The following is a 23688-nucleotide window of genomic DNA, read 5'->3' as shown; positions in this document are numbered from 1 at the left end:
GTTAGTCTCTGCCGCTCAAGAATTGCCTCAGGTGGTCGTTGACCACCTCGGGTGACTCTTCGTGAGCGAAATGCCCTGCGCCGGGCACCGACACATACTTCCCGTGCGGCGCGTACCGCCGGGTCTTGTCGACCGGGTCGGCCAGCACGTAGGGGTCGTCCTCGCCGCGTAGGTGCAGCAGCGGAATGTTCAGCGTGCGCAGGTCCAACGCCTTCATGAACCGCCGGCCTTCAGCGCGGAGCTGACTGCGCACCGCCCAGCGCTGGTACTCCAGCGCGCAATGGGCCGCCGACGGAATCTGTACCGCGGTGCGCAGGTGACTGATGGTCTCGGCGAAATCCGCACTCGCCTGCCAGTTCGCCCCGGCTCTACTACGCACCAAGCGCTCTAGCCCGGCTCCCTCGCGGCGGGTCAAGGAGCGTTCCGGCCAGAACGGCACCTGGTACCGCAGCAACCACGGCAACAGCGCCCGGCCCTGATCGGCGTGGGTCAGCGCCGAGTTGCGCAGCGCCGCCGGATGCGGCGAGCTGATGACGGCGATGTCGCGCACCAAGCGGGGGTGCAGCAGCGCGGTCGCCCAGCACACCAGGCCTCCGTCGGCGTGGCCGACCAGGGTGGCCGAGGAGTGTCCCAGAGCCCGGATCAGCCCGGCGGTGTCGCCGGCAAGCGTCCAGCCGTCGTAGCCGCGGGGAGGCTTGTCGCTGCCACCGTAGCCACGCAGATCGACGGCGACGACCCGCGCATCGCTCAGCCCGCGCAACTGATGACGCCAGGTCCACCAGAACGAGCCGAAACCGTGCAGCAGCATCACCAGCGGCCGCGACGTCGGCGGGGCGTCAGCGGCGCTGGCCGCGTCTTTGCCGACCGTTGTCGCCTCGACGACATGGAACCGAATGCCGTTGGCGTGGATGTCCCAGTGTCGCCACGGCCCGTCGATGCGGGTGATCGACGGATCCGGTGGCGGCACTACCAGCCCGAGGGATCGGTGGTCGGCCTGCCGGGCGAGCCCGCCGGTGACGCCGACGAGCCGTGCAGGCGGTCCGGATCGGGGCGCAGCGCCTCCGCGGTCTCACGCACCGATTCGATCGTTTGGCGCGGCCCGCGGATCCGGCGCACCCGCAGGAAGCCGAGCAGCGCCAGGGCCACGGTCACCACCAGCATGATCCCGAACACGATCAGGTAGGCGGCCCAGTCCTGTAGCCACATGTTGAGTAGCTCGGCGACGAAGAAGAAGAAAAAGAAGGTGGAGTAGAACAACACCACCAGGGCCGCGATGAAGAACACGCTGCCGGTCAGGCCCTTCTTGACGTCCCGAGTGATCTCGGCGCGGGCCAGTTCGACCTCCGCACGTACCAGTGTCGACATCTGCGCCGTGGCATCCTTGACGAGGTCGCCCAGGGACGGGTCGGAGGGCAGCGCATGCGGGTCGGCCAATGGGATGGTCGCCAAGGTGTTGGGCACGCCGTTGCGGTCCGCCCTGGCTGCGGCGCGTGATGCATTCCTGCGATCGCCCTTGCTCACTGGCTGTCCTCCCGTTCGCCGTCGTCGCGGCTTAATGTTGCCATGCGGTAGCTGACCCGACGAGTGACCCCGGAAAAGCTGCAGCAGATCCCGGGGCCCATGGCGGCGGCCCGCGCGTCCGGCTCCGTCGTTCTTGCGATTCCCATTAGGCTGTTCTCTACCACCGGGGGTGGAGTTGATCGACGGGAGAACCGCAGTGCAGATCGCACACCGCTGGTTGCTGCGCGCCGCGCCGGCGTTGTTGGCGTGGGTGACCCTTGCCGCCCTGGCCACGGTGGTCGCGCCGGCCGGCCCGGTGGCCGCCGACGACAAGGTGGTGATGGGCGGTGGCGCCGGGATCGTGGTCGACGAGGACACCCTGTGCACGCTGACCTCGATCGGCCACGACAAGACCGGTGCGCTGATCGGTTTCACCTCCGCACACTGCGGTGGCCCGGGCGCCCTGGTGGCCGCGGAGGGCTCAGAAGGCAACGGCACGATCGGCCAGATGGTGGCCGGCAACGACGGCCTGGACTACGCGGTGATCGAGTTCGACCCGAACAAGGTGACGCCGGTGTCCAACTTCGGCGGCTTCGTGATCAGCGGGATCGGGCCGGACCCCAGCGTCGGTCAGATCGCCTGCAAGCAGGGCCGCACCACCGGCAACTCCTGCGGCATGACCTGGGGACCGGGCCAGGACCCGGGCACCATCGTGATGCAGGTCTGCGGACGGCCCGGCGATTCCGGCGGTCCGGTGGTGGTGAACAACATGCTGGTAGGCATGATCCACGGGGCGTTCAGCGACGCGCTGCCGACCTGCGTGATCAAGTACATCCCGTTGCACACGCCCGCCGTCGTGGTCTCGATCAACGCGGTGCTGGGCGACATCAACGCCAACGACCGGCCGGGCGCGGGCTTCGTCCCGATCGGCTAGGCCTGGACTGTGGCTGTCAAGCCCTAGTCGGCTGCCCGGATCGCGTCGAACACGCTGGGGTCCACCAGGGTTGAGGTGTCGCCGAGTTCGCGCCCGTCGGCGATATCGCGCAGCAGCCGCCGCATGATCTTGCCGCTGCGGGTCTTGGGCAGCTCCGGCACGATATGGACGTTGCGGGGCTTGGCGATCGGCGAAATCTCCACCGTGACGCGCTCGCGCAGTTCGTCGACGACCGTGGCGCCGCTGTGGCTGTGCGATGCCGCCAGCACCACGAACGCGCAGATCCGTTGGCCGGTCTGCTCATCGATGGCGCCGACGACGGCGGCCTCGGCCACCGCCTCGTGGCCGACCAGAGCGGACTCCACCTCGGCGGTGGAGATGCGGTGCCCCGACACGTTCATCACGTCGTCTATCCGGCCCAGCACCCAGATGTCGCCGTCGGCGTCGTAGCGGGCGCCGTCACCGGCGAAGTACCAGCCCTGCTCGGCAAAGCGCGACCAGTAGGTCTCGATGAAACGCTCCGAGTCGCCCCAGATTCCGCGGGTCATCGACGGCCATGGCTGGTCGATGACCAGGTAGCCCGACACCGGTTCCCCGGCAGCATTATCCGGAGACAACAGATCGCCGTGGTCGTCGACGATGCGAGCGGAGATCCCGGGCAGTGTTGTCATCGCGGCGCCCGGCTTGGCCGCGGCCACACCGGGCAGCGGGGTGATCATGGCCGCGCCGGTCTCGGTCTGCCACCAGGTGTCCACCACCGGGAGCGCGTCCGCGCCGATCACCCGCCGATACCAGCGCCAGGCCTCCGGGTTGATCGGTTCGCCGACCGAACCCAACAGTCGCAGACTGGACAGGTCGTGGGCGTCGGGGATCTCGCGGCCCCACTTCATGAACGTGCGGATCAAGGTGGGTGCCGTGTAATAGATGGTGACACCGTATTTTTCGATAATTTGGAAATGCCGGTGCTGGTCCGGGAAATCCGGGGTGCCCTCGTAGATCACCTCGGTGGCGCCGTTGGCCAGCGGCCCATACACCGCGTAGGTGTGGCCGGTGACCCACCCGATGTCGGCAGTGCACCAGAAGACGTCGGAGGCGGCCTTGAGGTCGAAGACGTAGTAGTGGGTGTAGGCCGCCTGGGTCAGATAACCGCCACTGGTGTGCACGATGCCCTTCGGCTTGCCCGTGGTACCCGACGTGTACAGCAGAAACAGCGGCTGCTCGGCCTCGAACGCCTCCGGGGTGTGCTGCGGTGCGGCAGGATCCACCACGTCGTGCCACCACAGGTCGCGGTCGGGGTTCCACGACACCTCGCCACCGGTGCGGCGCACCACCAGCACGTGCTCGACACTCGCGGCCTCGGCCACCGCTTCGTCGACCGCGGGCTTGAGCGGTGCGGGCTGGCCGCGGCGGAACTGCCCGTCGGAGGTGATGACCACCTTCGCCTCGGCATCGTCGATCCGGGAACGCAGCGCGTGCGCGGAGAAACCGGCGAACACCACGGTGTGCAGAACGCCCAACCGCGCGCACGCCAACATCGCGATGACCGCCTCCGGGATCATCGGCAGATAGATCGCCACCCGGTCACCGGCGACCAGGCCGAGCCCGGTCAGCGCGTTCGCGGCCCGGGAGACCTCGGCGAGCAGGTCGGCGTAGGTGATGGTGCGGGTGTCGCCGTCGGGCTCGCCCTCCCAGTGGATCGCCACCCGGTCGCCGTGGCCGGCTTCGACGTGGCGATCCACGCAGTTGTAGGCGACGTTGAGCGTGCCGTCGGCAAACCAGCGCGCGAACGGAGCGTCCGCGTAGTCGAGCACCTCGGTGAAGGGCGTCGCCCAACTGAGCCGGTTTGCCTGCTCGGCCCAGAACGCGAGTCGATCCGCTTCGGCTGCGCGGTACAGGTCGGGACCTGCGTTGGCTTGGGCGGCGAACGCAGCGGAGGGTGGGTACGACGGCGCCGAAGCGGCAGGGGTTGCGGTCACGGTCACCGAGCCTAATCACCGCGGCGGTAGTGTCACAGCCCGTGACCACTGCGCAGGATCCGCTGGCCCCACTAGTTGAGCTGCCCGGTGTCTCTGAGGCCAGTGAACAGGTACGCGACGAGCTGGCTCGGGTGCATCGCCACAAGACCAACATGCGGGGCTGGCCGGTCAGCGCCGCGGAGGCCTCGCTGCGGGCGGCGCGGGCGTCGTCGGTGCTCGACGGAGGTCCCGCGGCCGTGGACGCCGCCTCGACCGCTGACCCGGTGTTCGCCGGCGCTCTGAGGGTGGCCCAGGCTCTGGAAGGCGGGGAGACCTCTCTGGTCGAGGTGTGGCGTCGTGCGCCACTGCAGGCCTTGGCCCGGCTGCACGTGTTGGCTGCCGCGGACCTCGTCGACGAGGAGCGCCTCGGCCGGCCCGAAGGCGGCGCGGCGGTCGGGCGCCGACTCGAGATGCTGGCCGACCTGGCCACCGGTGGCACGTCGGTGGCCGCCCCGGTGTTCGCCGCGGTGGTGCACGGTGAGTTGCTGACGCTGGCGCCGTTCGGCAGCGCCGACGGAGTGGTGGCCCGCGGGGCGGCCCGGCTGGTCACGATCGCCAGCGGTTTGGACCGTCATGGGCTGGGAGTGCCCGAGGTGACCTGGATGCGCAACGCGCGCGACTACCGGCGGGCGGCGGCCGACTTCGCGACCGGTTCAACCGAGGGTGTCAGCGCCTGGCTGCTGCTGTGTTGCGGTGCGATGCGCACCGGTGCGCTCGATGCGCTGGGGATTGCTGAGGCGGGTCGCTAGGCGCCGATTCGGGCCGCTCGAGCAGGGCCTGGAACTAACGAAGCGGGCGGCGCTCCGAATGATTCGGCTCGCCGCCCGCTAGCACGGTACACGGTTACCAAGCGTCCAACTTGGGCTGCGTGGGTGGCCTCGGCGCTCCTGCGGTGTTCTTCGGCTGCAACCCCACCCAAAGGGTTGGCAACACCGATCACGTTCCGCAATTACGCAGGCCCGCAACACTTCTGCCATCTTCGCGGCTGTGGCTCCGCGTGGGTACCGCTCTCCGTACTGGGAAGTGCGGCTCGGGAGATCGATCCTTCTCTTCCGGGTCGACCCTGGCCTTACCGGCTTCCGTGCTTCCTTTGTACTACGTGACGCACGACACAGCAAGGCCCAATCGCATATGGCGGGTGCCGCGTCATCGGATTGTGATCAGCGATATTTGCTGGAGGCGGGATCAGGGCACCAGTCGTCGCAGCAGGGAGTAGGTCAGCGCGCCGGCAGCCAGTGCGCTGACGCCGACCGCGGCAGTGGTGGCCAGCGCGGCACCGGAGGGCGCGGGGATGCGGTCACGCAGCGACACCGGCCGCGAGAAGGTCAGCACCGGCCAGCCGTTGGCGATCGCCTCTTTGCGGAGTGCGCGGTCGGGGTTCACCGCCGACGGGTGCCCGACCACCTGCAGCATCGGCAGGTCGGTGATCGAGTCCGAGTAGGCGTAGCAGTGCTCCAGCGGATAGCCCTCGCGAGCGGCCAGCTCGCGGATGGCCTGCACCTTGCCTTCGCCGTAGCAGTAGAACGCGATCTCGCCGGTGTACTTGCCGTCGGCCACGACCATCCGCGTCGCCATGGCATGGGTGGCGCCCAGCGCTCGGGCGATGGGCGCCACGATCTCCTCGCCGGAGGCCGACACCACCACCACGTCGCGGCCGCAGAGTTTGTGATCGGCGATCAGCTCAGCCGCCTCGGCGAAGATCAGCGGCGTGACGATGTCGTGCATCGTCTCGTTGACGATCGCCTTGACCTGTTCCACGTTCCAGCCGGTGCACATGTTGGTCAGGTGGGCGCGCATTCGCTCCATCTGATCGTGGTCAGCGCCGGACAACAGCATCAGGAATTGCGCATAACTCGACTTGAGCACGGTCCGACGGTTGATCAGTCCCTGGTCCATAAAGGGTTTGCTGAAGGCCAACGCGCTGGACTTCGCAATGACCGTCTGATCGAGGTCCAGGAACGCTGCTGTACGGGTTCGAGGGGCCGGGAAAGGTGCCGCAGGGTCGGTTGCTGACGTAGGCGCTGAGTGCGGCTGCGGGGTGGATGCGGTCACCGCCACAGCATAGGTGCGAGCGGTCTGCTAGCCCGGTGCTACGGAAGAAAGAGCACTTCACACGTAGTGCGAGATTTAGGTCGCCATTTGATAGCAACACTTGCAAACACTTGCGCCGGACCACCCATTCGTGTGTATAGTGGCATCACTCGGCTTATGCTGAGGGTGTATCGGCCCGACCCCCCGGGGTTGATACGCGACGACCTCCGCCTCCTCCCCCCCTGGCGGGGGTCGTCTTTTTTATCCGGTAATTAGTTCGCCGGAGAGTCCTCACACTGACTGGAACGTGTTGCAGATTCAGCTTTTCGTACGATTAGTTTGGTTCTAGCGATAACGCATAACTTCGAGTTATCCCCAGTTGGAAATTTCATCCACACTTGCCACGGATCGGGTGTTGCGCCGGGCGGCGTCGCGCCACAGTGAGGCGGTGAGCACAGCCGCCGGCCTGCTGGCCCTTGTTACCGAACCGGTGCTGCGCGACGAGCTGGACCGGGTGGCCGCGGCGGCGGGTGTACGCGTCATTCACCTCGGCACCGAGATACCGAACCGCAGGGCGTGGTCGGCTGCCGCCGCCGTGGTGCTGGACGAGGAGGCTGCCGCCCGGTGCGGTCCGGCCCGGTTGCCGCGCCGCCCCCACGTCGTCGTGCTCGCCGGCGGCCCACCCAGCACCCTCACCTGGCAAGCCGGCGTCGCCGTCGGGGCGCACCGGGTGCTTGCCCTGCCCGCCGAAGGCAATGAGCTGGTGGCCGCCCTGGCCGAAGCCGGTGAGTCGGTGCGCGACGGGGCGCGCCGCGGCGACGTCATCGCGGTGATCGGCGCACGCGGGGGAGCGGGCGCATCGCTGCTGGCAACGGCACTGGCCCAGCATGCCGGTGATGCGCTGCTGGTCGACCTCGACGCGTGGGGCGGGGGCATCGATCTGCTGGTGGGCACCGAGAACGCTGCCGGCCTGCGCTGGCGCGACTTGGCGCAGCACAGCGGGCGGCTGACCTGGTCGGCGCTGCGCGAAGCGCTGCCCCGCCAGCGCGGGGTCAGTGTGCTCTCCAGTGCCAGCCGGGGCGACTCGGCCTATCAGGCCACTGACGTCGACGCCGGCACCGTCGACGCTGTCGTGGATGCGGGCCGTCGTGGCGGGGTCACCGTGGTCTGCGACCTTCCCCGGTCGTTGGTCGATCCCGCCGAAACCGCGCTGAGCGCCGCCGATCTCGTGGTTGTAATCAGCTCCTGCGACGTACGGTCGTGCGTGGCCGGCGCCGCGGTCGCACCGCGGTTGCGCGCGGTGAATCCGCACGTCGGCCTGGTCGTGCGCGGACCGTCTCCCGGCGGACTTCGGGCTGCGGAGGTGGCAGAGATCGTCGGGTTGCCGCTGCTGGCCGCGTTGCGCGCCGAACCCCGACTGGCCGAGCGCCTCGAACACGCGGGTCTGCGCTTGCACCGCCGCTCCGCACTGACGGCGGCGGCCGGCCGGGTCCTTCAACTGTTGCCACACCGGAAAGACCTGGCGTCATGAGGGATTCGCTGATCGACCGGGTCCGGGAACGCCTGGCCTCAGAGTCTGGGTCATCGGAGCTGCACCCCCGCGCCGTGGCCGCAGCGATCCGGGCTGAATCCGGCGGTGTGCTCGGCGATACCGAAATGCTCTCCAGCCTGCGCGTTCTGCAGACCGAACTGACCGGCGCCGGCGTGCTGGAACCACTGCTGTGTGCCCCGGGCACCACCGACGTTCTCGTCACCGCCCCGGATGCGGTGTGGGTCGACGACGGAGCGGGATTGCGGCGCAGCGAGATCCGGTTTGCCGATGAAGCCGCTGTGCGACGGCTGGCGCAGCGGCTGGCGGTCGCTGCGGGACGTCGGCTCGACGACGCCCAGCCGTGGGTAGACGGGCAGCTGCACGGCTTCAACGTCGGCGGCACCGGCGAGTTCAGCGTGCGCCTGCACGCGATTCTGCCGCCGGTTGCGGCCGACGGGACGTGCTTGTCGTTGCGGGTGCTGCGTCCGGCCACCCAGGACCTGGTCGCACTGACCGCCGCGGGCGCCATTGCGCCGCAGGCCGCCGCCCTGCTGTCCGAGATCATCGCCGCCCGGCTGGCGTTTCTGGTCTCCGGCGGTACGGGAGCCGGAAAGACAACCCTGCTGGCCGCTCTGCTCGGCGCAGTCAGCGAAGGCGAGCGGGTGGTGTGCGTGGAGGATGCGCCCGAGCTGCAACCTCGCCACCCCCACCTGGTCCGACTGGTGGCCCGCGCGGCCAACGTCGAAGGTGCCGGCGAGGTGAGCTTGCGCGATCTGGTCCGGCAAGCGCTGCGGATGCGGCCGGATCGGTTGGTGGTCGGCGAGGTTCGGGGCGCCGAAGTGGTCGACCTGCTGGCCGCATTGAACACCGGCCACGATGGCGGTGCCGGGACCGTACACGCCAACAGTTCGGCCGAGGTTCCGGCCCGCCTGGAAGCGCTTGCCGCTTTGGGTGGTCTGGACCGCGCCGGCCTGCACAGTCAGCTGGTATCAGCGGTCCAGGTGCTGATGCATGTCGGGCGGGACCGCGCCGGCCTGCGGCGACTCACTGACATCTCGATGCTGCGCCGCACTGCCGCCGGGCAGGTGCAGGTCGCGGCGGTGTGGCAAATCGGACGCGGACTGACCGACCACGCCGCCGAATTCCGCGCCCTGCTGCGCGAGCGGATGCCGGCGTGAGCGGGCCCGCGACTGCGGCACTGGCGCTGGCCGCGGCGATCCTGCTCGGTGCTTCGCCACGCCGCCGCATCGCACCGGCCGGCCGCCCAGGCCGCGGTGCGGTCGCCGGGTGGGTCAGTCGTGGGAGCCTTATCGGCGGGGGGGCCGGCGTCGCTGTGCTGGCCGCACTGGTCCTGCCGCGCAGCACCTGTCTGGCTGCCGTCGTGTTGGGAACCACTGCCGTCCTGCGTCGCCGCCGTGGTCTGCGCCGGGGTCGGGCCGTCGCGGAGGCGCGCGCCCTGGAGACCGCGCTGGATGCGCTGGCCGGTGAGCTGCGCGTCGGAGCGCACCCGGTGCGGGCGTTCGCTCTGGCGGCCGCCGAATCCGAGCATCCCGCGGTGGCCGCCGGCCTGGGCGGTGTCGCCGCTCGGGCGCGGCTCGGGGCCGATGTCGCGACCGGCCTGCGTGAGGCGGGCGTGTCCTCGGCGCTGCCGTCGCAGTGGGAGCGGCTGGCGGCCTATTGGGAACTCGGCGGGCACCACGGCTTGGCGATCGCCACGTTGATGCAAGCCGCGCAACGCGATATCGCTGCCCGGCAAAGGTTCTCGGCGCGTGCCGAAGCCGGCATGGCCGGCGCCCGGGCCTCGGCGACGCTCTTGGCCTGTCTGCCGCTGCTCGGCGTGCTGCTGGGCCAGCTCATCGGAGCTCGCCCGGTGGTCTTTCTGCTCGGCGGAACGGGCGGGGTGCTGTCGCTGATCGGGATAGGTCTGGTCTGTGCCGGGCTGCTGTGGTCAGACCGGATCACCGCTCAGGCGGGCGGTGTCCTATGAGCGCCGCTGCGATCTTGCTGGCGGTGGCGGTGCTCGCTGCCGCCGGACCGGCGACGGCGCGGGGACGGGCCCGGCCACCCCGGCCAGAGCGGCCGTCCCCACGGCAGCCAGTCCCAGGCTCCGATGCGTTGGCCCTGGCGGCCGACCTCGAGGTGTTCGCGCTCTGTCTGACCGCGGGGATGTCCGTGTCCGGGGCGGCTACGGCCACCGCCCGGCACGCGTCGCCGGCGCTCGCGGCGGCATTGCACCGCGGGGCGGACCTGCTGGCGCTGGGTGCCGAACCGGGCGTGGCCTGGTCCGCGCCGAACGGTCAGGCTGCCGGCGCACTCGACCCGACGACTACCGCGGTGCTACGCATGGCCCGACGTTCGGGATCATCGGGTACCGCGCTGGCCGGTGGGCTCGGCGAACTTGCCACGCAGTGTCGCGACGAGGCGGCGCATTCGGCGACGGCCGCCGCAGAGCGGGCCGGGGTGTTGATCGCCGGGCCGCTCGGACTGTGCTTTCTGCCCGCATTCGTGTGCCTGGGCATCGTGCCCGTCGTGGCCGGCCTGGCCGGCGATGTGCTGCGGTCGGGCCTGCTGTGATCGGGCGATGCATCGCCGACAGGCCCCACCAGCCGGAAAAGGTTACCGATGAAGGAGGTTGTGTGAGCACACGTATAACTCAGACGCGCAACATGTTTCGCGTTCTATCACTGAAGATGGTGCTGCTGGCATCCGATGACTCCGGGATGTCCACGGTGGAATACGCGATCGGGACGATCGCTGCCGCGGCGTTCGGCGCGATCCTCTACACGGTGGTCACCGGTGATTCGATCGTGTCGGCACTGAACCGGGTGATCGGGCGCGCGCTGAACACCAAGGTCTGACGGGTCGTGCGCGGCCGTGCGCGATTCGTCGGGGACACCGGCGCCAGCACGGTCGAGGCGGCGTTCGCGCTGGCGACCCTGGTCTGCGTGCTGGTGTTCTGCCTGGCCGGGATCACCGCGGTGTCCGCCCAAATCCGCTGCGTCGACGCCGCGCGGGAAGCCGCCCGGCTCGCGGCGCGTGGCGACGCCTCGGCGGTCGCCGTGGTGGTACGACGAATCGCGCCCGACGGTGCGACGGTCCGGCTGCGCTCCGAAGGTGACGTGGTGGTTGCCCGCGTCACCGCCCGGCCGGCTCTGTTGCCCGGCTTGGCGATCAGCGCCGAAGCGGTCTCCGCGGTCGAGCAGTCGCGGTGAGGCCGGCGGGGCCACCGTGGCCGCGGCCGCGATGGTCGCGGTGCTGCTGAGCGTCACCGGCGGCGGCTTCGTGCTCGGTGGGGCGGTCATCGCCCGACACCGTGCCCAGGCCATCGCCGACTTGGCGGCGCTGGCTGGTGCGGGCCGGCTTCCCGCCGGGCCCGCCGAGGCCTGCGCACGGGTCAAGATGCTGGGCGCGCGGATGCATGCCGGTGAAATCACCTGCACAGCAGATGGTCTCGATGTAGTGGTCACCGTCGCAATGCCGGTTCCCGGCTGGCGCCTCGGTCCCGCCTCGGCGACGGCGCGGGCCGGGCCGGTCGGCTAGGGAGCCTCCCCAGCGGCGCTCAAGCCGGCTTCGGCGAGTTCGGCGTCGTCAGGCAGTCGCAGCGCGACCATCCCGGCCACGGTCCCCTCGTCGAGTTCCACCTGGGTGATGGTCACGTGGACCGGCGCCCAGCCGCCGTCGTGCTGGCGCAGTCGCAGCACCCCGCTGACCGGCCCTTGCGAGCGGGCCATCTCGTTCTCCATCCGGGTGGCCTGCTCCTGGTCGTCTGGGTGAACCCGCGATGCCGCCGGACTGCGCCAGTCGTAGAGCGGGCACGGCTCATCCAGCCACTTCAGCAGTCGCCGGTTGGACAGATCGCCCATGACCCGGTACACGCCCGGCTGGGCCAGTGCGCGCAGGATCTGCTGCGCCAAGTAGTCGGGGCGTTGCACTACGCCATCGAACTGGCAGCGCCAGTTCATCCCGCGTGTCACCAGATGCACCCGCCCGCCGGGGACGGTCTCGCGCGCCGTGCGGACCACGAAGCCCACCCGAATGGTCTCACCGGTGAAATCGGTGACATCCCAACTGCTGCAGATGGTCTGTCCGGGCTCGGCGCGGATCGCCAGGGCCAGCACCTTGTTCTCGTTCGGGCTGAACTCACGGGCGGGCAACTCTTCGACGAACGCGCGGCCGTGAGTGGCCTCCACCTCCGGGTCCTTGCCGCTATTGATCAGCGACTCCCTGGTGTCAGTGGCCACCCCCAGCGTCAGGTCCCACTTCAACGGGCCGGGGATGGGGCGCTCGGGCGGCTCCATGTCGGCCGGTCCCGTCCAGACGTGCACCCCGTGCACCCGGCCATCGGACATCACCACCGGTTCGGTGCGGATCACCCGATCGCGGCGGGGCGTGATGCTGGCCAGGGCCTGCCCGGTCCGAACCGATTCGGCGATCGCGGTGTGAATAGCCGCGAGGTGTGGGCTGCGTCTCAGGAACTGGGCCAGCGACACGAGATTCTTCAGCTGGCGGCCCTGCGCGACGACTACCGGTTCACTCCCGAGAGTTTCTACCAGCAACCAGTCGTGCGCCATAAGTCGGGATATTACGACTACTGCCCTTCTACCAGCGTCAACAGTGAGCAATTTCCCGGATTCGACGCTCGCTTGCCGCCGTGCGCCGCGCCCCCGAGTTGCGGGGGGTCCGTTGCAGCCGGTAACTTACGGCCGCATCCGGTCATGTGCCGGTTTGGGAACGGATCGCATCTCTCGACCGTTCGTCTTACTGTCCCGCGTGTCCTTTCGCGCGGTGACGCTCGTCACTGCGACGCAGTCGACGGGGTAAGGGCTCGGGGGAGTCGGCCGTTCGGGGGGTCGGCCGACTCCCGCAGTCATTCCGGGCCCGCATGCGAGCCGTCGAGGTTGCCGAGCACCAATCGCAGCACTCGCACCGCGCCTTCCTTGTCCAACGGGTCATTGCCGTTACCGCACTTGGGCGATTGCACGCACGACGGGCAGCCGTGCGGGCACTCGCAGGATTCGATCGCCTCCGCGGTCGCGGTAAGCCAGGTGGCTGCCGCGCGGAACCCGCGCTCGGCGAAACCGGCGCCACCGGGGTGACCGTCGTAGACAAAGACACTGGGAAGGCCTCCCAGCGCGTCCGGGCCCGCCGCGGTGGACAGGCCGCCGATGTCACCGCGGTCGCAGCTGGCCACCAGCGGGAGCAGGCCGATGGCCGCGTGCTCGGCGGCGTGTAACGCCCCGGGGATCGCAGGTTCGGCGATCCCGCGGTCCGCCAGCGCGTCGGCAGTGATGGTGTAGACCACCGCCATGGTGGGCAACGTCGCCGGCGGAACGTCCAGGTCGATGAAATCCAGTACCTCCCCGGTCGGCAGCCGCCGCAGATAGCCGACGATCTGGCGCGTCACCGTCACCGGCACCAGGCCGAGACTGACCGGACCGAACCAGGCGCGTTCGCCCTCCCCCGTCACGTCGATGTCGGTGATCTCGCGTGCGAACGTGGCGTAGCCGGGGTCCTCGGCGTGCACGAACGCGATCTGCCGCTCGGTATCCAGCGAATCGACCACATAACTTTCACCCTGATGCAAATACACCGCGCCGGTGTGCACCGTGGCCGGCGCTCGCCCGGCGTCGACGCTGCCCAGCAGGCGGCCGGTGTCGGCTTCCACGATCACCACCTGCCCGCCCGCCGACCCGCGGATCTCCACCGTCGCGTGCGGGTCGAGCCCGGGCGCCGGGAAGTACTTCTGCGACCGCCGTCGCAACAGTCCGTCGTCGACCAGACCGTCGGCCACCTGCTCGGCGCCCAACTGCGCCACCTCGGCGACGGTCAACGGCAGTTCGGCGGCCGCACACAGCAGCTGCGGCCCCAGCACATAGGGGTTTCCCGGGTCGATCACCACCTGTTCGATCGGCTTGTCCAGCAGCGCCGCGGGGTGATGCACCAAATAGGTGTCCAGCGGGTCGTCGCGAGCGACCAAGACGATCAGTGCCGTCTGGCCCCGCCTACCCGACCGGCCGGCCTGCTGCCAGAACGAGGTCACCGTGCCGGGAAAGCCGGCCATCACCACCGCATCCAACCCGGCGATGTCCACACCGAGTTCCAGGGCGTTGGTAGTCGCCAGGCCATAGAGCTCACCGTCGGCCAGCGCGCGCTCCAAGGCACGGCGATCCTCGGCCAGGTAGCCGGCCCGGTAGGAGGCGACCTTGTCGACCAGCGCCGGGGCGACCGATTCCAGCCGGGTGCGGGCCGCCAGCGCGGTGAGTTCCGCCCCGCGACGCGAGCGCACGAAGGTCAGGGTGCGGGCCCCCTCGGCGATCAGGTCGGCCATCACCCGGGCCGCCTCGGTACCGGCGGCGCGGCGCACCGGCGCACCGTTCTCACCCGTCATATCGGTGCGCAGCGCCGGCTCCCACAGCGCCACCGTCCGGGCCCCGTGCGGCGAGCCGTCCTCGGTGACCTCGGCGACGGGCCGGCCGATCAGCGCCGACGCGCTGGCGCCCGGTGCCGCGGTGGTCGCGCTGGCGAAGATCAGGGTGGGCCCGGCCGCCGCACCCGGCGCCGCATAGCGCTCGCACAACCGCAGCAGCCGTCGCAGCACCATCGCCACGTGTGAGCCGAAGATTCCCCGGTAGTAGTGGCACTCGTCGACGATCACGAAGCGCAGCCCGCGCAGGTAGGCCGCCCAGCGGACGTGGTTGCGCAGCAGCGACAGGTGGATCATGTCCGGGTTGGAGAACACCCAGCGAGACCGCTCCCGGGCGAACCGGCGGATCTCGGCGGCGCTGTCGCCGTCGTAGGCGGTGGGCGCCACGGCTCCGGCAGCGCCACTGAGGCGTGGCACCGCCGCGGTCAGGCTGTGCGCCGCGCGCAGCTGATCGTGCCCCAGCGCCTTGGTCGGTGACAGGTAGAGCACCCGGGCGCGCGGATCGGTCGCCAGTGCCTGCAGCACCGGGAGTTGATAGGCCAGCGATTTCCCCGACGCCGTACCGGTGCTGATCACCACGTGACTCCCGGCGTGCGCCAGGTCGGCGGCGGCCAGCTGATGCGACCACGGCGCCTCGATCCCGCGCCCGGTAAAGGCGCTGATCACGTCGGGATCGGCCCACTTCGGCCAGGCTGCGGTACGGCCCGCCGACGCCGGCAGGTCGGCGACGTGACGCAGTGGATCCTCGCCCGTTTCCACCCCGGCGAGCGCGGCGGCCAGCAATTCACCGCCGAAATTCGCCATCGTTGGTCCCATCTTAAATTGCCCGGTTTATGCGGCGGTCCCAGCTTCGCCTCTCCTACGTCGAGCCTCGCTGAACCGCCCGGTTTATGCGGCGGTCCCAGCTTCGCCTCTCCTACGTCGAGCCTCGCTGAACCGCCCGGTTTATGCGGCGGTCCCAGCTTCGCCTCTCCTACGTCGAGCCTCGCTGAACCGCCGGGTTTATGCGGCGGTCCCAGCTTCGCCTCTCCTACGTCGAGCCTCGCTGAACCGCCGGGTTTATGCGGCGGTCCCAGCTTCGCCTCTCCTACGTCGAGCCTCGCTGAACCGCCGGCCTCGAATGCCCGCTGCCGTATTGTTCACCCTTCGGCCGAGATTTCGGCACCGCAGTCTGTCCTCGGCGCGACGAACATGGTTGACTGATGGACGGTCGTAGCTTCTGTGTTCGTGTTAAGCCTTCGCAGGATCTGTGGTTGCGGCCGCAGTACCCGCGGGGGTGTGTCGGTGGCAGCATCGACCGACCGCCAGGGTACGGCGGCCGGAACAGGCCCGGGGCAGCGAAAATCGGTGCCCCGAACAACGGTGCGCACTGCATCGGGCAAGAAGAGTAAGGAAAGATCGACAAATGCCACAGGGAACTGTGAAGTGGTTCAACGCAGAAAAGGGCTTCGGCTTCATTGCGCCTGAAGACGGGTCGGCGGACGTGTTTGTCCACTACACGGAAATCCAAGGGTCCGGCTTTCGCACCCTCGAGGAGAACCAGCGGGTGGAGTTCGAGGTCGGCCAGAGCCCCAAGGGTCCTCAGGCCACGGGCGTCCGCGCCGTCTGAGCCACGGAATTTGACGTCACCCCCCGGGCAGCTCCCGCCAACGGAGCTAAGCCGGGGGGTTTCGTTTCGGGCAGGTAGGACCGCCCCGGCTGCCGCCGGATGGTGGACCGGCTTACTGTCGGTGACGTGAGCCAGCTTTCCTTCTTTTCGGCAGAGTCGGTGCCGCCCAGCGTTGCCGACCTCACCGGGGTGCTGGCTGGCCCGGGACAGATCGTCGTGGTGGGCGATGGCGCGCGACTGTCGGTCGTGGTCGACGCCCCCTGGCGAGCTGTGGCACTGGCCGAGTTGATCGGCGAAGCCGGTCTGCCGTCCGAGGTCACGCGCACCGAGGAAGACACCCCGCTGGTGCGGACTGCGGTTGACACGCGCCTGCGCGCGCTGGCGCAGGCCTGGACCCGCGGGGCGGTCAAAACGGTGCCGCCGCAATGGCTGCCGGGACCACGTGAACTACGAGCATGGACACTGGCGGCCGGAACCGCCGAGGACGACCGATACCTACTCGGCCTCGACCCGCACGCGCCGGACACCCATGAGCCGCTGGCCTCGGCGATGATGCGGGTGGGGATCGCGCCCACGCTGATCGGGACTCGTGGCGGCCATCCGGCGCTGCGGATCACCGGCCGCCGCAGGTTGTCGCGGCTGGTCGAAAACGTCGGGGAACCGCCCGCGGACCCCGAGGCGTTGGGTCAATGGCCGCGTGTCGGAGCCACGATTCCGGGCCATGCGGGCGGTCTTTGAGACAATGCACTGCTGAGCGCCGGTTTGCATCGGCACGGGCGTGAGTGCGAGATTGTCAGTTGTCCACCGGCGGCGTGACGCGGCGGTGCGGACAGAAGTGGAGTGGTAAGCGCAAGGTGGCTGACTCTAAGACGGTGAGCGCCCGCAATGGCGATCAAACACCCGTGCGGCGGCTCGTCATTGTCGAGTCGCCGACCAAGGCACGGAAAATTGCGAGCTACCTGGGACGCAATTACGTCGTGGAGTCCTCCCGAGGACATATCCGAGACCTGCCGCGCAACGCCGCCGACGTACCGGCGAAGTACAAGACCGAAGCCTGGGCGCGATTGGGCGTCAACGTCGACGCCGACTTCGAACCGCTCTACATCGTCAGCCCCGACAAAAAGAGCACCGTTGCCGAGCTCAAGGGCCTGCTCAAAGACGTCGACGAGCTCTATCTGGCCACCGATGGTGACCGGGAGGGCGAGGCGATCGCCTGGCACCTGCTGGAGACCCTGAAACCGCGCATCCCGGTCAAACGGATGGTGTTCCACGAGATCACCGAGCCGGCGATCCGCAACGCCGCGGAGAACCCCCGCGACCTGGACATCGACCTGGTCGACGCGCAGGAGACCCGACGCGTCCTGGACCGACTGTACGGCTACGAGGTCAGCCCCGTGCTGTGGAAGAAGGTCGCACCGAAGCTGTCGGCGGGCCGCGTCCAGTCGGTGGCCACCCGCATCATCGTGCAGCGCGAACGCGAGCGGATGGCGTTCCGCAGTGCCTCCTACTGGGACGTGGTCGCCCAACTGGACGCCAGCGTCTCCGACCCGTCGGCCTCCCCGCCCAACTTCAGCGCCCGCCTGGTCGCCGTCGACGAGCTGCGGGTGGCCAGCGGCCGCGACTTCGACTCGCTGGGCGCGCTGAAGAAGCCTTCCGAAGTCACCGTCCTCGACGAGGCCGCGGCCACCGCCCTGGCCACCGGCCTGCAAGGCGCGTCGTTGTCGGTCACCTCGGTGGAGGAGAAGCCCTACACCCGGCGGCCCTACGCGCCGTTCATGACCTCGACGTTGCAGCAGGAAGCCGGCCGCAAGCTGCGGTTCTCCGCCGAGCGGACGATGAGCATCGCCCAGCGGCTCTACGAAAACGGCTACATCACCTATATGCGTACCGACTCGACGACGTTGTCGGCCAGCGCTATTGATGCCGCCCGCACGCAGGCCCGCCAGCTCTACGGCGAGGAGTACGTGTCGCCCTCGCCGCGGCAGTACACCCGCAAGGTCAAGAACGCCCAGGAAGCCCACGAGGCGATCCGGCCGGCCGGCGAGACGTTCGCCACCCCCGACGCGGTGCGCAACGAGCTGGGCAGCGACGAGTTCCGGCTCTATGAGCTGATCTGGCAGCGCACCGTCGCCTCGCAGATGGCCGACGCCCGCGGCACCACCCTGAGCCTGCGGATCGGCGGGAACTCCGGGTCTCAGCAGGTGACGTTTGCCGCCAGCGGCCGCACCATCACCTTCGCCGGCTTCCTCAAGGCCTACGTGGAGACCGTCGATGAGCTGGCCGGCGGTGAAGCCGACGACGCCGAGCGGCGACTGCCCCAGCTGACCCAGGGCCAGCGGGTGGACGCCACCGAGCTGACCCCCGACGGGCACGCCACCAACCCGCCCGCGCGCTACACCGAGGCCTCACTGGTCAAGGCGCTCGAAGAGCTGGGCATCGGCCGGCCGTCGACGTACTCCTCGATCATCAAGACCATCCAGGACCGCGGCTACGTCTACAAGAAGGGCAGCGCCCTGGTGCCCACCTGGGTGGCCTTCGCGGTGATCGGCCTGCTCGAGCAGCACTTCGGCCGGTTGGTCGACTACGACTTCACCGCCGCCATGGAGGACGAGCTCGACGGGATCGCCGCCGGGCGCCAGCGCCGGGTCGACTGGCTGCACAACTTCTACTTCGGTGGCGACTACGGGGTCGAGGACTCGATCGCCCGGGCCGGCGGCCTGAAGAAGCTGGTCGGGGTCAACCTGGAGGGCATCGACGCCCGAGAGATCAACTCGATCCGGCTGTTCGATGACGCCGAGGGCAGGCCGGTTTATGTGCGGGTGGGAAAGAATGGGCCCTACCTGGAACGGATGGTCACCGGTGACGACGGCGAGCCGACTCCGCAGCGGGCCAACCTGGATGACTCGCTGCCGCCGGACGAGCTGACCCTGGCGCTGGCCGAGGAACGCTTCGCCACCCCGCAGGAGGGCCGGTCGCTCGGCATCGACCCGGTCAGCGGGCACGAGGTCGTCGCCAAGGACGGCCGCTACGGACCGTATGTCACCGAGGTTCTGCCGCCGCCCCCGGACGACGAGTCCGGCAGCACCGCCAAGAAGGGTAAGAAGCCGACCGGCCCGAAGCCGCGCACCGGTTCGCTGCTGCGCAGCATGACCCTGGAAACCGTCACACTCGACGACGCCCTGAAGCTGCTGTCGTTGCCGCGGGTGGTCGGTGTCGACCCAGAGTCCGGTGATGAGATCACCGCGCAGAACGGCCGCTACGGTCCATACCTGAAGCGCGGCACCGATTCTCGGTCGCTGGCCACCGAGGAGCAGATCTTCGAGATCTCCCTCGAAGAGGCGCTGAAGATCTACGCCGAGCCGAAACGCCGTGGCCGCCAAGCAGCGGCGACCGCGGCGCTGCGGGAGTTGGGTGCCGACCCGGCGAGCGGCAAGCCGATGGTGATCAAGGACGGCCGATTCGGTCCGTACGTGACCGACGGCGAGACCAACGCCAGTCTGCGCAAGGGCGATGAAGTGGCCACGATCACCGATGAGCGTGCCGCCGAACTGCTCGCCGACCGGCGGGCGCGCGGGCCGGCTAAGAAGGCCGCCAAGAAGACCGCCCGCAAGGCGCCGGCGAAAAAGTCACCGGCGAAGAAGGCTGCCGCGAAGAAGGCCGCCAAGAGCTGAGTCAGTCGGCTGCGGCCGCGGGCTCGGCGTCCTCGGCCGGAATCGGTTCCAGCGCAGCGAGATTCAACGGTCGCGCCAGCTGAGTGGGAGCGGCACGTCCGCGCAGTTCGACGATCTCGCCCACTTCCCAGCACAGCGCCTCGGCGTCGACCGCGCCGCTGACCGCCACCGCCGAAGCCAGCACGTGGCCCGGCTCCAGCTTGGCCAGCTCGGTCAGCCGGGCGGCCTCGTTGACCGGGTCGCCGATCACGGTGTACTCGAAACGGGCACGGGCGCCGATGTGCCCGGCGATGGCCCGTCCGGCCGACACCCCGATGCCGAACTCTTCGGACTCAAGCACCGGCAGCAGGCCGTCGTGCAGTTCGCGGGCCGCTGCCAAGGCCGCGCTCGAGGCGTCCGGATGCTCGATGGGCGCTCCGAAGATGGCCAGCGCCGCGTCGCCCTGGAACTTGTTGACGAAACCGCCGTGCCGTCCAACGGCCTCGACCACGACCCGGAAGAACTCGTTGAGCAGGTTGACGACCTCGCTGGGCGGCCGAGTCGCGGCCAGCTGGGTGGAACCCACCAAGTCGATGAAGAGCACCGCCACGTCACGTTCCTGGCCGCCCAACTCGGTGCCACGCTCCAAGGCGCGCCGCGCCACATCCTCGCCGACGTACCGGCCGAACAGGTCGCGTAGCCGCTGCCGCTCGGCCAGGTCACGCACCATGTCGTTGAACCCGGCCTGCAGCAGCCCGAGCTCGCTGGCGTCGTAGATCTGCATGTGCGCGTTGTAGTTGCCGCGCTGCACCTCGCCCAGCGCCCAGCGCAACTGCCGCAGCGGGTCGGCGATCGACATGGACACCAGCACGGTGCCGGCCAGACCGATGACCAGGGCAGCCAATGCCATCAGCAGGATCGGGGTGAACAGTTTGTCCGGTGAGGCGTTGAGCAACGACGCCTTGTCGGCCAGCACCGAAAGCACAATCGCCAGTACCGGTACCCCAGTCGACAGCAGCCAGGTCAGCAGCTGGCGCAGGATGACTCCGGGTGCCCGCAGATTCTCCGGCGTGCCGTCACGCAGCGCCGCGACGGCCACGGGGCGCAGCACCCGCTCGGACTGCAGGTAGCCGATGATCGCGGTGGCGGCGGCGCCCAGGGCGGTCGCGGTCACCACGATCGGTACGACGTCGTAGACCACCTGCCAGCTGATCACGACGAACACCACGCCGCCCACGGCCCAGTAGCAGATGCTGATCAGCGAGCGGTAGAACGGCATCCGCAGCGCCCGCGACCTCGCCAGCTCGGTATCTGCCGGATCGAAGTCGCCGTTGGTCTCCAGATCGGCCAGCAGGGCCTCGCGGCGTTGCCAGCGGAACACCGGCATCAGGAGGGCGGTGCTGACCGAAAAGCCGAAGGCGAACAGGCACAGCAGCACCACCGCGAACAGCGCCAGGTTCAGGCGCGGCAGGTCCTGCAGATTGATCCGGTCCTCGTCGGGCAGGCCGAACCGCAGAAAACCGAAGACGAACAGCGATCCGATGATGTCGGCCTGCAGCATGCTCAGCGTGAAGACCGGCCAGGGAGTGCGCACGACCCAGCGGACGAATCGGTTGATCCGCCCGACCAGGGTCGTGGTGCTCACCAGCACACCGTATCGGGCGAGAGGGGGAATGACCGAGGCTGATGGCTTGTCATGTCCGGGGCATGTCCGGTCAAGCCACTACTGTGACCGATGATGTCCGGGGTTTTCGCGCGTTTGGTGGGCCAGCAGTCGGTCGAAGCCGAGCTGCTGGCTGCCGCGCGGGCATCTCGACGTGATTCAGCACACAGTGGCATGACCGCCGGCGGTATGTCGCACGCGTGGCTGATCACCGGCCCGCCCGGATCGGGCCGGTCGATCGCAGCGGTGTGTTTTGCCGCGGCGCTGCAGTGCACGGCCGACGAGTCCGAGGGTGGGCCCGGCTGCGGCCAGTGCCGTGCCTGCACCACGACGATGGCCGGCACCCACGCCGACGTGCGGCGGGTGGTGCCGGAGGGGCTGTCCATCGGCGTGGACGAGATGCGGGCGATCGTGCAGGCCGCCTCCCGGCGTCCCGGGACCGGCCGTTGGCAGATCGTGGTGGTCGAGGACGCCGACCGGCTCACCGAGGGCGCGGGCAACGCCCTGCTCAAGGTCGTCGAGGAGCCGCCGCCTTCGACGGTGTTCCTGTTGTGCGCTCCCTCGGTCGACCCCGAGGACATCGCCATCACGCTGCGGTCCCGGTGCCGGCACGTTGCGCTGGTGACCCCGCCGCCGGCGGCTATCGCCCAGGTGCTGATCGACGCCGACGGGCTTGACCGGGAGACCGCGGACTGGGCGGCCGCGGTCAGCGGCGGGCACGTGGGGCGGGCCCGGCGGCTGGCCACCGATTCTGAGGCCCGGCAGCGTCGCCAGCGGGCCCTGTCGCTGGCCCGCGACGCGGCGACCCCGTCGCGGGCGTTCACCGCGGTCGACGAGTTGGTGGCCGCGGCGGAGTCCGAGGCCCGGGACCTGACCGCCGACCGCGACGAAGCCGAGACCGAGGAACTGCGCACCGCGCTGGGCGCCGGCGGCACCGGCAAGGGCACCGCCGGTACGCTGCGCGGCACCGCCGGGGTGATCAAAGACCTGGAGCGCCGGCAGAACTCGCGCCAGAAGCGGGCCGCCCGCGATGCGCTGGACCGGGCCCTGATCGACCTGGCCACCTACTTCCGCGACGCCCTGCTGGCGGCCACGGGATCGGCCGGCATCGCCCGGCCGAACCATCCGGACATGACCGATGCGGTGGCGGCGATCGCCGCTCACGCGTCGCCGGATCGGCTGTTGCGCTGCATCGAGGCGGTGCTCGAGTGCCGCGACGCGCTCGCGGCCAACGTCAAGCCCCGCTTCGCCGTCGGAGCCATGGTGGCAACCGTCGGGCAGGCGCTGCGAGACGACCTGTAGACTGACCCGGCCCGGTTTAGGCGGGGCGCGCCACCTTAGCTCAGTCGGTAGAGCAATTCACTCGTAATGAATAGGTCAGGAGTTCGATTCTCCTAGGTGGCTCCACCAGCTCGACCCTCACGTTATTGACAATGATTGTCAATAACCGGTGCTGCGCGCTAGCCTGAGAGCCGCGCACCGCACCGGCCCAACGGTCGTTGCCGATGCGCGCCAGACCGCGCCGATGAAACGAGCAATCCCGTTGTCCAGCAACGCCATGCCTGAAGTTTCCTCACTCTTTCGCTACGTGGAGACCCTGCACGCCGACCGAGAGTGGGGCGCCATGCTGGATTCCGGCGCCGGAGTGAAGTCCCTGCAATGGATCCAGGCGCTGCCGACCGACCGGTGGACGGCGATCACCGCGGCGCCTGGCATGGCCGAGGCGACACGTGCCGCGCTGGGCGACGGAATCCGGTCACAGGACCAGCTGTTGGTCGGCAACTGGATCGATGACGGCCTGCTTGCCGGCGAAACCTTCGACACCGTGCTGGTCGACTATCTGGTCGGCGCGATCGAGGGTTTTGCCCCGTACTGGCAGGATCGGGCGTTCGAACGATTGCGTCCCCTGGTCGCCGACAATGGCCGGCTCTATGTCATCGGGCTGGAACCCTACGTTCAGTACAAGCCCAAGACCGAAAGCGGCCGCATCATTTGGGAAATCGGCCGGGTCCGCGACGCGTGCCTGTTGCTGGCCGGCGAGCGGCCCTACCGTGAGTACCCCCTCGAATGGATGCTGCGGCAGCTCGAACGGGCCGAGTTCCGGGTCGTGGAGAGTCGACGTTTTCCGATCCGATACGGGTCCCGTCATGTCAACGGCCAGCTTGATATGTGCCGCAGGCGACTTGAACGCTTCAATTCCTCTGCAGTCGGCAGCTCGATGCTCCAGTATGTCGAAGAGCTACGGCTTCGAGCGCTGATCGTCCTCGCGCGCGAAGGTGGCCTGCGGCACGGTCACGACTACGTGATCGCCGCGGAACCGCTGCCCTGAAC

At 69.3% G+C, this 23688-nt stretch carries 20 protein-coding genes, 1 tRNA gene and 1 pseudogene; 15 read left to right on the top strand and 7 right to left on the bottom strand.

Going from position 1 to position 23688, the window contains the following annotated elements; genetic code table 11:
* Window position 1 precedes the first annotated feature (1 nt).
* Both EJK91_RS09025 and EJK91_RS09020 read right to left on the bottom strand, forming a co-directional pair.
* Window positions 2-967: an alpha/beta fold hydrolase gene (locus tag EJK91_RS09025; protein ID WP_046301110.1), complete on the bottom strand. Its 966-nt coding sequence runs from the start codon at window positions 965-967 to the stop codon at window positions 2-4.
* Entirely contained in the window at window positions 967-1521 is a 555-nt protein-coding gene (locus tag EJK91_RS09020; protein WP_125078759.1) for a phage holin family protein, read from the bottom strand. The genes EJK91_RS09025 and EJK91_RS09020 overlap by 1 nt, the downstream gene beginning before the upstream one ends.
* Window positions 1522-1717: 196 nt before the next feature.
* Between EJK91_RS09020 and EJK91_RS09015 the strand changes: the two genes are divergently transcribed.
* Window positions 1718-2434, top strand: a complete 717-nt coding sequence (locus EJK91_RS09015) for a hypothetical protein (RefSeq protein WP_024441743.1) — start codon at window positions 1718-1720, stop codon at window positions 2432-2434.
* A gap of 23 nt (window positions 2435-2457) precedes the next feature.
* Here the strand turns inward: EJK91_RS09015 and acs are convergent, their stop codons facing one another.
* Window positions 2458-4410 (bottom strand): acetate--CoA ligase, encoded by a 1953-nt coding sequence (gene acs, locus EJK91_RS09010; protein WP_125078758.1) that lies wholly within the window; start codon window positions 4408-4410, stop codon window positions 2458-2460.
* Between the two features lie 41 nt (window positions 4411-4451).
* Between acs and EJK91_RS09005 the strand changes: the two genes are divergently transcribed.
* Window positions 4452-5198 (top strand): oxidoreductase, encoded by a 747-nt coding sequence (locus EJK91_RS09005; RefSeq protein ID WP_125078757.1) that lies wholly within the window; start codon window positions 4452-4454, stop codon window positions 5196-5198.
* Window positions 5199-5634: 436 nt separating this feature from the next.
* Here EJK91_RS09005 and EJK91_RS08995 read toward each other — a convergent pair whose 3' ends face one another.
* Window positions 5635-6501, bottom strand: a complete 867-nt coding sequence (locus EJK91_RS08995; protein WP_046300277.1) for an HAD-IB family hydrolase — start codon at window positions 6499-6501, stop codon at window positions 5635-5637.
* Between the two features lie 427 nt (window positions 6502-6928).
* On the opposite strand from EJK91_RS08995, the gene ssd reads away from it, so the two are divergent.
* From ssd to EJK91_RS08960, 7 genes are all read left to right on the top strand, one after another.
* Entirely contained in the window at window positions 6929-8011 is a 1083-nt protein-coding gene (gene ssd, locus EJK91_RS08990) for a septum site-determining protein Ssd (protein ID WP_125078755.1), read from the top strand.
* Window positions 8008-9189 (top strand): TadA family conjugal transfer-associated ATPase, encoded by a 1182-nt coding sequence (locus EJK91_RS08985; protein ID WP_125078754.1) that lies wholly within the window; start codon window positions 8008-8010, stop codon window positions 9187-9189. Before ssd ends, EJK91_RS08985 begins: the two co-directional genes overlap by 4 nt.
* Window positions 9186-9998 carry a type II secretion system F family protein gene (locus EJK91_RS08980; RefSeq protein ID WP_125078753.1) on the top strand — a complete coding sequence of 271 codons (813 nt, stop codon included), beginning with the start codon at window positions 9186-9188 and terminating at the stop codon, window positions 9996-9998. The genes EJK91_RS08985 and EJK91_RS08980 overlap by 4 nt, the downstream gene beginning before the upstream one ends.
* A complete protein-coding gene (locus EJK91_RS08975) occupies window positions 9995-10585 on the top strand; it encodes a type II secretion system F family protein (protein WP_036457574.1) in 591 nt (196 codons plus the stop codon). Before EJK91_RS08980 ends, EJK91_RS08975 begins: the two co-directional genes overlap by 4 nt.
* Window positions 10586-10677: 92 nt before the next feature.
* Window positions 10678-10869 (top strand): DUF4244 domain-containing protein, encoded by a 192-nt coding sequence (locus EJK91_RS08970; protein WP_024441735.1) that lies wholly within the window; start codon window positions 10678-10680, stop codon window positions 10867-10869.
* A gap of 6 nt (window positions 10870-10875) precedes the next feature.
* Entirely contained in the window at window positions 10876-11223 is a 348-nt protein-coding gene (locus EJK91_RS08965; RefSeq protein ID WP_024441734.1) for a TadE family type IV pilus minor pilin, read from the top strand.
* A 16-nt stretch (window positions 11224-11239) separates the two neighbouring features.
* Window positions 11240-11551 carry an Rv3654c family TadE-like protein gene (locus EJK91_RS08960; protein WP_125078752.1) on the top strand — a complete coding sequence of 104 codons (312 nt, stop codon included), beginning with the start codon at window positions 11240-11242 and terminating at the stop codon, window positions 11549-11551.
* Here EJK91_RS08960 and EJK91_RS08955 read toward each other — a convergent pair.
* Window positions 11548-12582 carry a PAS domain-containing protein gene (locus EJK91_RS08955; protein WP_125078751.1) on the bottom strand — a complete coding sequence of 345 codons (1035 nt, stop codon included), beginning with the start codon at window positions 12580-12582 and terminating at the stop codon, window positions 11548-11550. The two genes, EJK91_RS08960 and EJK91_RS08955, sit on opposite strands and share 4 nt — an antisense overlap.
* Window positions 12583-12878: 296 nt before the next feature.
* The gene (locus EJK91_RS08950) at window positions 12879-15239 is read right to left on the bottom strand and encodes a DEAD/DEAH box helicase (protein WP_125078750.1); all 2361 of its coding nucleotides are present in this window, start codon (window positions 15237-15239) and stop codon (window positions 12879-12881) included.
* Window positions 15240-15840: 601 nt separating this feature from the next.
* Between EJK91_RS08950 and EJK91_RS08940 the strand changes: the two genes are divergently transcribed.
* From EJK91_RS08940 to topA, 3 genes are all read left to right on the top strand, one after another.
* On the top strand, window positions 15841-16044 hold the full coding sequence (locus tag EJK91_RS08940; RefSeq protein WP_005138711.1) for a cold-shock protein: 204 nt from the start codon (window positions 15841-15843) through the stop codon (window positions 16042-16044).
* Between the two features lie 126 nt (window positions 16045-16170).
* Entirely contained in the window at window positions 16171-16782 is a 612-nt protein-coding gene (locus tag EJK91_RS08935; RefSeq protein ID WP_024441730.1) for a hypothetical protein, read from the top strand.
* 116 nt (window positions 16783-16898) lie between these two features.
* Window positions 16899-19715 carry a type I DNA topoisomerase gene (topA, locus tag EJK91_RS08930; RefSeq protein ID WP_046300280.1) on the top strand — a complete coding sequence of 939 codons (2817 nt, stop codon included), beginning with the start codon at window positions 16899-16901 and terminating at the stop codon, window positions 19713-19715.
* Window position 19716: 1 nt separating this feature from the next.
* Here topA and EJK91_RS08925 read toward each other — a convergent pair whose 3' ends face one another.
* Window positions 19717-21369, bottom strand: coding sequence for an adenylate/guanylate cyclase domain-containing protein (locus EJK91_RS08925; protein ID WP_125078749.1), 1653 nt, complete (start codon window positions 21367-21369; stop codon window positions 19717-19719).
* 63 nt (window positions 21370-21432) lie between these two features.
* On the opposite strand from EJK91_RS08925, the gene EJK91_RS08920 reads away from it, so the two are divergent.
* The 3 genes and pseudogenes from EJK91_RS08920 to EJK91_RS08910 all read left to right on the top strand — a co-directional run.
* Window positions 21433-22659 carry a DNA polymerase III subunit delta' gene (locus EJK91_RS08920; protein ID WP_024441727.1) on the top strand — a complete coding sequence of 409 codons (1227 nt, stop codon included), beginning with the start codon at window positions 21433-21435 and terminating at the stop codon, window positions 22657-22659.
* Between the two features lie 29 nt (window positions 22660-22688).
* Window positions 22689-22764, top strand: a tRNA-Thr gene (locus tag EJK91_RS08915).
* 160 nt (window positions 22765-22924) lie between these two features.
* Window positions 22925-23686, top strand: a pseudogene (locus EJK91_RS08910) (class I SAM-dependent methyltransferase); the annotation flags it as partial.
* Window positions 23687-23688 lie beyond the last annotated feature (2 nt).

The organism is Mycobacterium sp. P7213, from assembly GCF_900604305.1.
Classification (GTDB): Bacteria; Actinomycetota; Actinomycetes; order Mycobacteriales; family Mycobacteriaceae; genus Mycobacterium.
The sequence above is the reverse complement of the archived record's forward strand: the minus strand, read 5'-3'. Positions and strand labels throughout refer to the sequence as shown.

Coding starts and splice junctions, on each gene's coding strand:
- EJK91_RS08985 (WP_125078754.1), top strand. CDS start 8,008: ATGAGGGATTCGCTGATCGACCGGGTCCGGGAACGCCTGGCCTCAGAG.
- EJK91_RS08975 (WP_036457574.1), top strand. CDS start 9,995: ATGAGCGCCGCTGCGATCTTGCTGGCGGTGGCGGTGCTCGCTGCCGCC.
- EJK91_RS08970 (WP_024441735.1), top strand. CDS start 10,678: ATGTTTCGCGTTCTATCACTGAAGATGGTGCTGCTGGCATCCGATGAC.
- EJK91_RS08955 (WP_125078751.1), bottom strand. CDS start 12,582: ATGGCGCACGACTGGTTGCTGGTAGAAACTCTCGGGAGTGAACCGGTA.
- EJK91_RS08950 (WP_125078750.1), bottom strand. CDS start 15,239: ATGGCGAATTTCGGCGGTGAATTGCTGGCCGCCGCGCTCGCCGGGGTG.
- EJK91_RS08940 (WP_005138711.1), top strand. CDS start 15,841: ATGCCACAGGGAACTGTGAAGTGGTTCAACGCAGAAAAGGGCTTCGGC.
- EJK91_RS08920 (WP_024441727.1), top strand. CDS start 21,433: ATGTCCGGGGTTTTCGCGCGTTTGGTGGGCCAGCAGTCGGTCGAAGCC.